Source organism: Vibrio wakamikoensis (assembly GCF_050337275.1).
In the GTDB taxonomy this organism is placed as follows: domain Bacteria; phylum Pseudomonadota; class Gammaproteobacteria; order Enterobacterales; family Vibrionaceae; genus Vibrio; species Vibrio chaetopteri.
Map to the genome: position 1 here is coordinate 260,945 of NZ_JAKJST010000015.1, position 12,968 is coordinate 273,912.

The 12,968-nt window shown below is 45.8% G+C and carries 15 protein-coding genes and 1 other RNA gene; 9 read left to right on the plus strand and 7 right to left on the minus strand.

Going from position 1 to position 12,968, the window contains the following annotated elements:
* Positions 1-8: 8 nt before the first annotated feature.
* The gene (locus L4C42_RS07130) at positions 9-590 is read right to left on the minus strand and encodes a YecA/YgfB family protein (RefSeq protein WP_353497157.1); all 582 of its coding nucleotides are present in this window, start codon (positions 588-590) and stop codon (positions 9-11) included.
* 276 nt (positions 591-866) lie between these two features.
* On the opposite strand from L4C42_RS07130, the gene zapA reads away from it, so the two are divergent.
* From zapA to serA, 5 genes are all read left to right on the plus strand, one after another.
* Positions 867-1,178 (plus strand): cell division protein ZapA, encoded by a 312-nt coding sequence (gene zapA, locus L4C42_RS07135; protein WP_353497158.1) that lies wholly within the window; start codon positions 867-869, stop codon positions 1,176-1,178.
* A gap of 1 nt (position 1,179) precedes the next feature.
* Positions 1,180-1,363, plus strand: a non-coding RNA gene (gene ssrS / locus L4C42_RS07140) — 6S RNA.
* Positions 1,364-1,366: 3 nt separating this feature from the next.
* Positions 1,367-1,954: a 5-formyltetrahydrofolate cyclo-ligase gene (locus L4C42_RS07145; RefSeq protein WP_353497159.1), complete on the plus strand. Its 588-nt coding sequence runs from the start codon at positions 1,367-1,369 to the stop codon at positions 1,952-1,954.
* 139 nt (positions 1,955-2,093) lie between these two features.
* Positions 2,094-2,750, plus strand: coding sequence for a ribose-5-phosphate isomerase RpiA (rpiA, locus tag L4C42_RS07150; protein WP_353497160.1), 657 nt, complete (start codon positions 2,094-2,096; stop codon positions 2,748-2,750).
* Positions 2,751-3,043: 293 nt separating this feature from the next.
* A complete protein-coding gene (gene serA, locus L4C42_RS07155; protein WP_353497161.1) occupies positions 3,044-4,273 on the plus strand; it encodes a phosphoglycerate dehydrogenase in 1,230 nt (409 codons plus the stop codon).
* A 255-nt stretch (positions 4,274-4,528) separates the two neighbouring features.
* Here the strand turns inward: serA and L4C42_RS07160 are convergent, their stop codons facing one another.
* Both L4C42_RS07160 and L4C42_RS07165 read right to left on the minus strand, forming a co-directional pair.
* Positions 4,529-5,224 (minus strand): oxidative stress defense protein, encoded by a 696-nt coding sequence (locus L4C42_RS07160; protein ID WP_429759912.1) that lies wholly within the window; start codon positions 5,222-5,224, stop codon positions 4,529-4,531.
* A gap of 108 nt (positions 5,225-5,332) precedes the next feature.
* Complete coding sequence (locus L4C42_RS07165) at positions 5,333-6,229, minus strand: LysR family transcriptional regulator ArgP (protein WP_429759914.1); 897 nt, start codon at positions 6,227-6,229, stop codon at positions 5,333-5,335.
* A 121-nt stretch (positions 6,230-6,350) separates the two neighbouring features.
* Between L4C42_RS07165 and L4C42_RS07170 the strand changes: the two genes are divergently transcribed.
* Positions 6,351-6,971, plus strand: a complete 621-nt coding sequence (locus L4C42_RS07170) for a LysE/ArgO family amino acid transporter (protein WP_429759915.1) — start codon at positions 6,351-6,353, stop codon at positions 6,969-6,971.
* Positions 6,972-6,977: 6 nt separating this feature from the next.
* Positions 6,978-7,475: a YbaK/EbsC family protein gene (locus L4C42_RS07175; protein ID WP_353497165.1), complete on the plus strand. Its 498-nt coding sequence runs from the start codon at positions 6,978-6,980 to the stop codon at positions 7,473-7,475.
* 38 nt (positions 7,476-7,513) lie between these two features.
* On the opposite strand, the gene mscS is transcribed toward L4C42_RS07175, so the two are convergent.
* The 4 genes from mscS to epd all read right to left on the minus strand — a co-directional run bounded on the left by mscS (position 7,514) and on the right by epd (position 12,193).
* Positions 7,514-8,377 carry a small-conductance mechanosensitive channel MscS gene (gene mscS / locus L4C42_RS07180; RefSeq protein ID WP_042496213.1) on the minus strand — a complete coding sequence of 288 codons (864 nt, stop codon included), beginning with the start codon at positions 8,375-8,377 and terminating at the stop codon, positions 7,514-7,516.
* A gap of 260 nt (positions 8,378-8,637) precedes the next feature.
* Positions 8,638-9,714 carry a class II fructose-bisphosphate aldolase gene (fbaA, locus tag L4C42_RS07185; protein WP_353497166.1) on the minus strand — a complete coding sequence of 359 codons (1,077 nt, stop codon included), beginning with the start codon at positions 9,712-9,714 and terminating at the stop codon, positions 8,638-8,640.
* A gap of 138 nt (positions 9,715-9,852) precedes the next feature.
* Positions 9,853-11,016 (minus strand): phosphoglycerate kinase, encoded by a 1,164-nt coding sequence (locus L4C42_RS07190; RefSeq protein WP_353497167.1) that lies wholly within the window; start codon positions 11,014-11,016, stop codon positions 9,853-9,855.
* Between the two features lie 151 nt (positions 11,017-11,167).
* Positions 11,168-12,193, minus strand: a complete 1,026-nt coding sequence (gene epd / locus L4C42_RS07195) for an erythrose-4-phosphate dehydrogenase (protein WP_353497168.1) — start codon at positions 12,191-12,193, stop codon at positions 11,168-11,170.
* A gap of 219 nt (positions 12,194-12,412) precedes the next feature.
* On the opposite strand from epd, the gene L4C42_RS07200 reads away from it, so the two are divergent.
* Together L4C42_RS07200 and L4C42_RS07205 are read left to right on the plus strand one after the other, a co-directional pair.
* Entirely contained in the window at positions 12,413-12,649 is a 237-nt protein-coding gene (locus L4C42_RS07200; protein ID WP_418642257.1) for a hypothetical protein, read from the plus strand.
* A gap of 105 nt (positions 12,650-12,754) precedes the next feature.
* Positions 12,755-12,968 (plus strand): transposase domain-containing protein (locus L4C42_RS07205; protein WP_429759919.1); only part of this gene is annotated, 214 nt, incomplete at its 3' end.

The window sequence follows — 12,968 nt, forward strand, 5'->3', positions numbered from 1 at the left end:
CACCTAGATTAGTGAATCGTCGGTGATTCAGCCGCTTTACTTGGTTTTACGCCAAACTCAGCGTGAATAGTCAATACGCAAGCTTTAACGTGCTCAATAACCTGTTCTAGCAATTGCGCTTGCTCTTCTAGATCGTCATCTTCATCGATGCCCAGTCTAGCAATTTCTTCCAAGTCACCCAGCGCTTCTTTGGTATCGGCCGACGCTTTTGCTAAAGGAGCGTTAATGAGTCCGAGTCCCGAAATAAAGTGGTTCACCCACTCGCTGAGGCCATCTGCTTGCTCAAATAAGCTAGCGTCTACGCCCTCGCCAGGAATAAACAAAGCAAGCTCAAAGCTTTGCTCTTCCGTCAGTTCTTTGATCGATAAATCCAACAGCGCTTTTGAACGGGTTAATAGAGATTGAGGCCAACCTAGACCATCATTGGTGTAGTCAAACAACAGAGGTTGCCAGCTGTCATCTTTCAAACCTAAACCGCCACTTAACATGCCAACCAATAGGCCGTGCAGTTCAGCAGGGGAAACGGCAAGGCCGGCTTGTTGTAGCTCTGTCGCTACCGCAATGTAATCGGGTAGTGTTGATTCACTCATAACGATTCTCGTTGTCCTGTAGGGCAGCCAACTGGGTCACCAGTAGTGCCGCTTTTATTCGAATTGGATGTGCAATGCTACCACTTCCCACTCATGGCGGAAATGGTGTCCCACTCGTTTCTGAATAGCTTTTGTGCGAATTGTCGATTTCGTGTGTGATTAGCCACGCATTTGGCACGGAGTCACCAGAAAAGCTTGAATCTTAATGTGGCTTTACCTATAGTTTCTCCCTCAACATTACCGCTATTGGTGATACTTAAAAGAGTTCTTGTCATTATGGAAAATCAAGCTGTCGAAGTGGAAATTTTGGGTAAACTGACTCGGGTAAATTGCCCAGAAGATCAGAAAGATACCCTTGTTCAAGCGGCGAAAGACTTAGATAACCGATTGCAAGAAATGTCCCAAAGGACTAAAGTAACCAACGAGTTGAAACTGCTTACCATTGCGGCGCTTAATATGTCATATGAGCTTAACAACCGCAGTAATGAGTCACTTCAAGAAGTGACTGAGATGAACGAGCGCATGGAGCAGCTCGCGGCATCACTTGATGATGCCATAAGCAAAGTAAAGCAAGGACAGCAAGCCTAATTTTACCCTGGGGTGTGCGTCAGTGGATTTAAGTCCCTGAGCCGATAAGCAATACCAAAGGGTTAGTACTTGATAGCTATTGAGCAAGCTCGGCTCGTATCGAGAAGCCTACGGTTATCATTGCTGATCCGCCTTGAACCAGCTGGTTCAAGGGCCACAATCCTCAACGGCACTCTGGGGTATTCCTAATGTCACCATCGACTAGGCAGCATATTCGAACCTTGATTCGGGGCCGCCGACAAGCTATCCGTTCAGATCAGCAAGCTCACTACGCTCTCGACTTGGTCGAACGCGCCAAGCAGCTACCCGAACTCCGCGCTGGTCAAAAAGTCGCGCTTTATCTAGCCACTGATGGCGAACTGGATACTCAACCTATGATTGAGTGGTGCTGGCAACAAGGAATAGAGACCTACCTTCCGGTTATCCATCCTTTTTCCAAAGGCCATCTCCTATTCTTGCGCTACGCATACACCACGCCTCTGGTGCACAATCAATATAAAATCCTCGAACCAAAGCTTGATAAGCAGACGATATGTCCTGTCGCTGATCTGGATGTCATCTTTACACCACTTGTTGCGTTCGATGACGATGGTCAACGCCTCGGAATGGGTGGCGGCTACTATGACCGAACCCTCGCACCGTTTGCCACGAATCAGACTGGTCCAAATGCCATTGGACTGGCTCACGATTGCCAGCAAGTCGGCAGGCTACCAATTGAATCATGGGATATTCCGCTTAGTACCATCATGACGCCAAGCAAAATCTGGCGCTGGTAAAAACAGTCTCGAAAAGAGCAATCGATTGCTGTTTTTTGCTGTTTTTCTTCATTTCGCCAACTTAACCGTCATTTTTTGCGGTTTTTGATATATAATTCGCCCGCATTTTGACCTTAATTCTAAACATTGGGATTTCACCATGACTCAAGACGAGATGAAGAAAGCCGCTGGTTGGGCAGCACTTAAGTATGTTGAGAAAGGCAGCATTGTTGGTGTAGGTACCGGCTCTACTGTTAACCACTTTATTGATGCGCTAGGCACAATCAAGGAAGACATCAAAGGTGCAGTTTCAAGCTCTGTCGCTTCAACTGAGAAGCTAGAAGCACTTGGCATCGAAGTATTCGACTGTAACGATGTAGCAGCGCTTGATGTTTACGTTGACGGCGCAGATGAAATCAACGCAGCTCGTGACATGATCAAGGGCGGCGGTGCTGCATTGACTCGTGAGAAGATCGTAGCCGCTATCTCGGACAAATTTGTGTGTATCGTTGATGGCACCAAAGCAGTCGACGTACTGGGTAAGTTCCCACTTCCTGTAGAAGTTATCCCAATGGCACGTTCATACGTAGCACGTGAACTGGTAAAGCTTGGCGGTGACCCTGTGTACCGTGAAGGTGTTGTGACCGACAACGGCAACGTGATCCTAGACGTGTACGGCATGCAAATCACCGATCCAAAAGCGATGGAAGACAGCATCAACGGTCTAGCGGGTGTTGTGACAGTGGGTCTATTCGCGCACCGCGGTGCCGATGTGATCATCACTGGTACGCCAGAAGGCGCAAAAATCGAAGATTAATGACACGCGCGTTCACGCTATCACTGGCCTTATAACTGGCCGATATATTGAACGCGATTACGTCATTTGACTACAAACGGCACCCCTGGTGCCGTTTTTTCGTTTTCCTATAAGAAAATTATGCCTTATTCCGTAATTTTCTTACCCATCGTTAAACTTTTTTGTTACTTTATTGGTCACAAGACGCACAAGGAAAACGTTTGCCTCAAGCAGTTGGAAGCTCCCTCCCTGATATTCTCACTGTCAAATGTGCGCCAATTTAGCCCAAATTTCCCATGTTAAGGATGAGTTCAATGGCCAAAGTTTCACTGGAAAAAGACAAGATTAAGATTCTTCTGCTGGAAGGTTTGCATCCATCTTCTGTAGAGGTTCTTCAAGCTGCCGGTTACACCAATATCACTTACCACAAAGGCTCGCTACCTGAAGACGAGTTAATGGAAGCGGTAAAAGACGTTCACTTTATCGGTATTCGCTCCCGCACTAACCTGACAGACAAGGTGATCAATGCGGCAGAGAAACTTGTGGCGATTGGCTGTTTCTGTATCGGTACTAACCAAGTTAACCTTGAAGCTGCGGCTAAGCGCGGTGTACCTGTCTTCAACGCACCATTCTCAAACACGCGAAGTGTGGCTGAGCTAGTCCTTGGTCAAATCCTATTGCTACTTCGTGGCATTCCAGAGAAGAATGCTCTCGCTCACCGTGGCATTTGGAAGAAGAGTGCGGACAACTCTTATGAAGCTCGTGGTAAACGCCTTGGTATTATCGGTTACGGTCACATTGGTACTCAGTTGAGTATCATTGCAGAGAACTTGGGTATGCGTGTCTACTTCTACGATATCGAGAACAAGCTGTCTCTTGGTAATGCGACACAAGTGCACACCATGACTGAGCTATTGAATAAGTGTGATGTTATCTCACTGCACGTTCCAGAAACTCCTGGAACCAAGAACATGATGGGTGCGGCAGAGTTCGAGCGTATGAAGCCAGGCTCAATCTTTATCAACGCGGCGCGTGGCACTGTGGTTGATATCCCTGCCCTTTGTGACGCCCTTGAAGGCGGTCACCTGGCAGGTGCAGCGATTGACGTGTTCCCAGAAGAGCCAAAAACCAATGCAGACCCGTTTGAGTCACCGCTATTGAAGTTCGACAACGTGATCCTTACTCCGCACGTTGGTGGTTCTACTCAAGAAGCACAAGAGAACATTGGTGTTGAGGTTGCTGGCAAGCTAGCGAAATATTCAGATAACGGCTCAACGCTATCAAGCGTGAACTTCCCAGAAGTATCACTGCCAGAGCACACAGACTGTTCGCGCCTACTGCACATTCACCAAAACCGCCCTGGCATCTTAACGCAAATCAACACCATCTTTGCGGATGAAGGGATTAACATCGCGGGTCAGTACCTACAGACTGCTGCGGATATCGGTTATGTAGTAATTGATGTTGAGACAGCGCGCTCGGAAGAAGCGTTGGCGAAATTGAAGCAGATTGAAGGGACGTTGCGAGCGCGTATTCTTCACTAATTTGTTTGAAGAGCTTTACCCCTCCTAGCCTCCCGGCTACGCGCCCCGCTTAAAGGGGAGGAACCACTGGCTCGCTGCGCATCGCCTTATACGAAAACGGCGATGCTACGATAGGAGCAAGCCTACTGTTCTCCCCCTAATATAGGGGGAGCTAGAGGGGGGTATAATGCGCTGAACTTACAACAAATTATGCAATTAAAGTAGACACCTTAGCTTATAGCAAGCACTACTAACCCACTAAACTCCCCAAAACCATCACTCACCAATCCGATAAGTCACATCCACCCGATCACGAATCGTAATCACCGAATCCTGATAACTATTCGACTCCGCCTTGCTATCCATCGCCATCGCACGCATCACCACCGGCTGGTTCATCTGCTGACGGTACTCAATACGCCACACATTGCCAAGCTGCTGATCAAACCCTTTCGCTAATGAAGACGCTTTGCTTTGCGCATCTTTTATCGCCGCCATACGAGCCGCTTCTTGATACTGACCTTGGTCTTTCACTTTTAGTTGAATGTTATCGACCTGATTGATCCCGGACTCCAGAGCAAGATCCAAATAGTTATTAAGCTTATCGAGATCCATCACTTGAACCGTCACCGTACGAGACGCTCGATAGCCAATCAGTTCAGGCTTGCCCTTTTCTGGGTAGTGATACTGCGGTGAAAGATAGAGATTTGAGCTTTGGATATCCGCTTTGTCGATACCATTCTTGGTTAAGTCATCAAGAAATTTGTCGACGACAGAATCCACACCTTGCTTGGCTTGGTCAGCATCCATCTGAGACTGAACCACGCGAACTGAAAACTCAGCCATATCCGGCTTGGCTTGGATTTCACCGTAGCCTGTTGTAGAAATGTGGGCAAATTCCGGCTGACTCGCAAACACCGGAGCCGAAAATAGACTGACGACTAAACTACCAACAACTAATGACTGTTTCATGAAGACTCCTCGTCTTATTTTCTTATACTCAATATTAGGCATAGGTTTGGATTATAGGTTCCCAGACATTAAAAAGCTGACAGAACATTGACCAAACACCATCTGTCACTACTGAGGCAAAAACTGCCTAGCGTGGCCAATAATGGCATCTGACACCTCACTCAGCACTCCACTTTCAAGCTGCCAGTGGTGCCAGTAAATTTGGTGTGACAGCAAGATATTGGGCGTCAATTCAATCAAGGCGCCAGACTCGAGTTCATCTTGGATTTGCAGCTTAGGAATAAGGCAGTAAGCCACACCCGCGACTGCCAATTTCACGAACGCTTCTGAGCTTCGTACTGTATGTTTAAGTATGTTGCCACGCATAATATTGAAGTGTTGATTCACAAACTTCTGATGCATTTTGTCGTGTTGGTCATAGGCAACGGCTGGCGCTTTCATCAAGGTTTCCCGGTTCACACCTTGGCTGAAGTATCGTTTGATAAAACTTGGGCTCGCCACACAAAGATAGTCAACGCGTCCTAAGTAATCGGCGACACAGCCAGGAATCGATTGTGGCTCTAGACTTATTGCCCCCACCACTTCCCCGTTTTTGAGCTTTTCTATGGTTCGACCTTCATCATCAACAATAAGATCAAGCTCTACGCGCTTGGACTCTAGAAGCGGAAACAAACTCGGTAACAGCCAAGTCGCTAGACTATCTGCGTTCGTAGCAAGAGAAACCGATAACGGCTTATCGCCAAGGTCGGCAGCAAGCTCAGGCACCAGCTCTTGTTCTAGCAAACGCACACGACGATATAGCCCAAGCAACTTTTTCCCCACCGCGGTTGGTCGTGGTGGCTGTTCTCGAACCAATACTGGTTGCGCCAACCATTTTTCCAGTTGCTTCACGCGTTGAGATACGGCAGATTGAGAGATATACAAGTGCTCCGCTGCTTTATCGAAGCTTTTTTGCTCAACAATCGCATCCAGTGCCTCTATCCATTTATAGTCTAATCCGCGCATCTTTTAACCCCTCAAAACAGCCATTAGCAAAGCTTATTTCTCATTAATATTATTAACTTTCCTAATCATAATCGAATCGCTATTCTCTCGCTCTCTTTTATGCAGTGGTGAGGAAATTAAAGTGAATTTTTGGGTGCTTCTTCAAGGTTTCGGATTGGGTGCGACAATGATTATCCCAATTGGCGCTCAGAACGCTTATGTATTAAATCAGGGTATTAAACGTAATCATCACCTGACAACGGCGACGGTGTGCAGCCTGCTAGACATGACGTTCATCTCACTAGGTATCTTTGGTGGCGGTGCGATATTGTCGCAAAACGAACTACTACTAACGGCAGTGACTCTAGGTGGTATCGCTTTTCTAACCGGTTATGGTTTGCTCTCTTTGCGTAGTGCATTTAAAACACCAGCAGCAAAAGAGTCATCAGGTGAAGTCCTTGCTCGCGGAAGACGAACCGTGGTTTTAGGTGCCCTTGCGGTAACCGTGCTAAACCCACACTTGTATTTGGATACTGTGGTGATTCTAGGCTCGATCGGTGGCCAGTTTGAAGGTAATGACCGAATTGCCTTTGCTATAGGTACTGTACTGGCTTCCTTTGTTTGGTTCTACTCGCTCTCGATGGGGGCGGCAAAACTCGGCCCAACACTATCAAAACCTAAGGTTAAGAAAGGTATCGACTTGGCGGTAGCGGCCATGATGTTTACTGTTGCTCTACTACTTACAAAAGGGTTAATGGAGTAAACCTGAATGGATAGAACAGAAAGCATCTATCTCGCCAACCTTACGTTATTGGAGACCTTGTCGGTCTCCTTTTCGAAATGGCAGCATGAGCCTATTCTGGACTTTGAAACAGATGTTCGTATAGCAAAAGAACTTGGCTGGACAGGTCTGCACAGCAAGAGCCTATTCTTAAAAAAGAAAGGCGGCGGGTTTGCTCTGTTTCTAACCGATAAAGACTCTAGGTTAGACAAAGCTCAACTAAAACTCGCGCTCGGCAAACGTACCTCTATCTGCAGCAATGAGGAAATGATTGAGCAGATTGGTTGTGTCCCTGGCGCGGTATGTCCGATAGGACTCCCTGAAGACATCACCATTGTTGTCGATAGCCGTTTATTTGATGCCGAAGAGATTCTTTATACACCGGGTAAACCTGATTGGACATTTGGTATTGATGGTAGCGCTCTCAAACAGGTGCTAGACAGCGTTCCAAACCAAGTCATTGAAATAGAAAAAGGAGAAGCCTAGCTTCTCCTTTTTTACATTTGATATTAACGCCTGGACGATCAGTCCACTTTGTTTAAATGCACATCCATCTGTGGAAATGGAATTTCAATACCTTCTGCATCTAACGCTTCTTTGATCGCTTGTAGCGTATCGAAGTACACATCCCAGTACTGCTCAGTACGAACCCATGGGCGAACCACAAAGTTCACAGAAGAGTCAGCAAGAGCGACTACACCAACGGTAATGCCAGGCTCTTTTAGAATACGCTCATCTGCTTCAAGCGTTTTGCGAATCACTTCTTGTGTCTTCTTCAAATCCGCACCGTAAGAGACGCCAATGACGTGGTCGATACGACGAGTCGCATGACGCGAATAGTTGGTGATTGGAGAGCCAATGACCGATGCATTTGGTACCACAACCATTTTGTTGTCAGGTGTCGTTAGGATAGTTTGGAAGATCTGAATAGAATCTACTGAGCCAGCAACACCACCAATCTCTACATAATCGCCTGACTTGAATGGACGGAAGCCAACAATCAATACACCAGCAGCAAAGTTAGACAGCGAGCCTTGCAGCGCAAGACCGATAGCCAAACCAGCAGCACCAATAACCGCAACCACTGATGCGGTTTGTACACCGATGCGACTTAGTGCAGCAATCAGCACGATAACAAACAAGGTGTAACGTACGATGCCGTGAATAAACTCGACAACGGCCTTATCCATTTTCTTCTTGTGCAGCAACTTAGCTACGCTGCCGGCAATCGCTTTAACCACGATGTTACCAATGAACAGGATAAGCAGTGCAGAAATGATATTCACACCATACTGAACTAGAAGATCAGAGTTGTTAGTTAACCATTTCTCAGCATGAGACAAACTGTCTACAAGGGGAGTTTCAATATCAACAGACTCATTGGCCATATTGTGTACCTCTAGGATAATGATGAGCAAAGCGAGTCTTAGCTAATACCACTGACTTATTAGCAAAGGCGCGCAAAAACGTTAAAGCATATCGATTACAAATACCAATACACAAAACATAACAAAAGGTTACGCAATCAAGAGCGGTTGTGCCAGTTTTTTTAATCACATCACGTTATTTTCCACCAGGCATAAAAAAAGCCGCTCTAAAGAGCGACTTTTTTCATCTTACTATCAGTTAAATCTTATTCGATTTAATCTTATAGTACGTCGATAGCGTTTAGGTCAGCGAAAGCTTTCTCTAGACGAGCAACCATTGAAGATTGACCTGCACGTAGCCATACGCGTGGGTCGTAGTACTTCTTGTTTGGCGCAGCTTCGCCAGTTGGGTTGCCGATTTGACCTTGTAGGAAATCAAAGTTCTCAGCCGAGTAAGTACGGATACCGTCCCAAGTTGCCCACTGTGTATCAGTATCGATGTTCATTTTGATAACACCGTAGCCGATAGACTCTTGGATTTCTGCTTCAGAAGAACCAGAACCACCGTGGAATACGAAGTTTAGAGCGTTAGGTGCGATACCGAACTTCTCTGCACAGTATGCTTGAGAGTCACGTAGGATAGTTGGAGTTAGAACAACGTTACCTGCTTGGTAAACACCGTGTACGTTACCGAAAGAAGCCGCGATAGTGAAACGTGGGCTGATAGCCGTTAGTTTCTCGTATGCGTACGCTACGTCTTCTGGAGAAGTGTAAAGCTCAGATGCGTCCATGTGAGAGTTATCAACGCCGTCTTCTTCACCACCAGTACAACCTAGTTCAATCTCTAGAGTCATGCCCATTTTCGCCATGCGAGCTAGGTATTGACCAGAGATTTCGATGTTCTCTTCTAGAGACTCTTCAGAAAGGTCAATCATGTGAGAAGAGAATAGTGGCTTACCAGTTTGAGCGAAGAACTCTTCACCTGCGTCTAGAAGGCCGTCGATCCATGGTAGTAGTTTCTTAGCAGCGTGGTCAGTATGAAGAATAACTGGAACACCGTAAGATTCAGCAACTGCGTGAACGTATTTTGCACCAGCAACTGCACCTAGGATTTGCGCGCCTTGACCTTCAAGCTTAACGCCTTTACCAGCGAAGAAGCCAGCACCGCCGTTAGAGAACTGAACTACAACTGGAGCTTTAACTTTAGCTGCAGCTTCAAGAACACCGTTGATAGAGTCAGTGTTAACTACGTTAACTGCAGGAAGAGCGAAGTTGTTCTCTTTAGCAACTTCAAATACTTTCTGAACGTCATCGCCAGAGATAACACCTGGTTTTACGAAGTCGAAGATCTTAGACATGGAATAAGTCCTATTTTCTGTCGTTTTAAATAAAAATTGGCAATCGTTTGCTCACAATGGGCGGCATTGTATCAAAGTTAACCAGCCATTGCAGCATAGATAAAAGCGGACTCATTAGTCCGCCTTATAAAAAGATAATTATGCTTTAGCACGCTCTTCAAGCATTGCTACTGCTGGAAGTACTTTACCTTCAACAAACTCAAGGAAAGCACCGCCGCCTGTAGAGATGTAAGAAACGTCAGCTTTGATACCGAACTTGTCGATAGCTGCTAGCGTGTCACCACCACCTGCTACAGAGAAACCTTCAGATTCAGCGATCGCTTTAGAAATGCCTTCTGTACCCGCTTCGAAGTTCTTGAATTCGAATACGCCAACAGGGCCATTCCATAGGATAGTTTTAGCATCTTTTAGGATTTTCGCTAGTTCAGCTGTTGAGTCTGGACCTAGGTCGAAGATCATGTCGTCGTCTTGAACTTCAGATACGTGCTTGATTTCAGCCTCTGCGTTCTCGTCGAATGCTTTTGCACATGCAACGTCAGTAGCAACTGGAATTGCACACTCGTCCATTAGCTTCTTAGCTGTGTCTACTAGGTCTGCTTCGTATAGAGACTTACCTACGTTGTGACCAGCAGCTGCGATGAACGTGTTCGCGATACCACCGCCAACAACAAGTTGGTCAGCGATTTTAGATAGAGACTCAAGAACCGTTAGCTTAGTAGAAACTTTAGAACCACCAACGATAGCCACCATTGGACGAGCTGGTTTGTCCATTGCTTGACCTAGTGCGTCTAGTTCGTTAGCTAATAGAGGACCTGCACACGCAACTGGCGCGTTCATGCCAACGCCGTGAGTAGACGCTTGTGCACGGTGAGCAGTACCGAATGCATCCATTACGAAGATGTCACATAGTGCTGCGTACTTCTTAGATAGCTCTTCTTCGTTCTTTTTCTCGCCTTTGTTGAAGCGAACGTTTTCAAGAACAACAAGCTCACCCGTGTTTAGCTCAAGACCGTCTAGGTAATCTTTAGCAAGCTTAACTTCACACTCAAGTGCGTCGTTTAGGTAGTTAACAACAGGTTGTAGAGAGAACTCTTCTGCGTACTCGCCTTCAGTAGGACGACCTAGGTGAGACGTAACCATCACTTTAGCACCAGCTTCTAGACAGTGCTTGATGGTTGGTAGAGACGCAAGGATACGAGCGTCAGATGTTACTTTACCGTCTTTAACAGGTACGTTCAGATCAGCACGGATAAATACGCGTTTACCTGCTAGATCCAGGTCAGTCATCTTGATTACAGACATGTTTAGTCCTCTCAACTAAAAAATAAATAAAGTTTTTGAAACCCGGCTTCTTGCCAAGTTTTAGAATTCATCAACTGGTTACTTATATTGGGCTCATGAATATTAATTTCAACCTTCAAAATTAATATTTTCCCCAAGAGCGCCCTTGATACTACTGAGACGCTTGCATTGCTAACGCGGTGTCTAACATGCGGTTAGCAAAGCCCCACTCGTTGTCACACCACACCAACATTTTGACCAGACGACCATCACTCACTCGAGTCTGTGTCCCATCAACAATGGCGCTGTGTGGGTCGTGGTTAAAGTCCACGGAAACCAGCGGTGCTTCAGTATAGTCAACAATGCCGTCTAATGTACACCGAGAAGCATTAATAATGACTTGATTTACGTCATTAACTTTCACATTCGTATTTATAGTTACACTAAGATCCATAGCGGTGACATTAATTGTTGGCACTCTTACAGAAATTGCTTCAAATTTGTTAGAAAATTTCGGAAAGATGCGTTCGATGCCTTTGTGAAGTTTGGTATCCACAGGAATGATGGATAGACTGGCAGAGCGTGTACGGCGTAGATCACCATGATACGCGTCGATAACCTGTTGATCATTCATTGAAGAGTGAATGCTAGTAATGGTGCCAGAGTCGATACCAAAGGCTTCATCTAACGCTTGGATAACCGGTACGATACAGTTTGTGGTACAAGAGCCATTCGAGACAATGTTATGATCTTTGGTAAGAGTATGATGGTTAACACCGTAAATAATGGTGTTATCAAGATCATTGCTGCCAGGGTGAGAAAACAACACTTTCTTAGCACCAGCTTCGATGTGCTTCATGCCATCAGCGCGACTACCGAACACGCCAGTACAATCTAGAACAATATCGACTTCTAGATTCTTCCAAGGCAGTAAACTAATGTCTTCTAAGTGCAAAATACGAATGGTGTCGAACTGACCATCTTTGTGAGTCAGATACAGATGCTCTTGGTCATGGGTGACTTTTTTATCAAAACGACCATGACTGGTATCGTATTGAAGCAAATGAGCCATCGCTTCTGGCTGCGCAAGTTCGTTTACGGCGACGACTTTGATTTGGTCGTTCTTCTCGCTTTCGTATAGCGCTCTGAGTACATTCCGTCCAATGCGTCCAAAACCATTGATTGCCACTCTTAGCATCGCATTACGCCTTTTTTGTTCACGTGATAAGGGCTTGCATGGTAACCGATCGACCGACATTTCGCATTACGTGATTAGCAATTTGATTGCGCTATTTATCACCAATAGTTGCGATGCATATCTCTTATGCGCTCACTTTTTCTTTCAATAGCCCTGTTACACTTAAATGAGAGTCATGATCTTGTGTCTTTTAACCACACAGTTTTTAACGCACAGGAGGTGTTCTCTATGACAAGCTCAACTTACTGCCAAGCTTGCAACAAACCCACCAGTCACAAAGAGATGCTGGTACGCAAGCCAAGCAGTTACGATACCGAGCCATCCTTAATGGGCAAGATTAAGCTGTTTGCGCATACGTTTATTAATGGCGGCCATTACTACGATATGGATCGCTACATAACCTGCCAAGACTGTGGCAAACGTACACTTGAAAACAAAGGCAAAGAGTTTGAATAGCCACAAAAAAACCGAGCACTAGGCTTAATGCCGATCGTTTAGCTACTTGAACGATCCTATAGAAGCTACATAATCGGTCGTAACGCAAGTTACGGCCGATTTTTTATGTCTGAGTTTTCAAAAGAGTTACAAGTTACCGCAGAGTTTTGCCACGAACGTCCAATCGATGTCTTTAACAAACATATTCCTTTAGAGTGGGTTGAAGAAGCAGTTCAACAAACTGGACGAGTATCGCTCAGAAAGCGCCGCTTACCAGCGGAACAAGCCGTGTGGTTAGTATTAGGTATAGGGCTTCAGCGTAATCGTTCCATTCAAGATG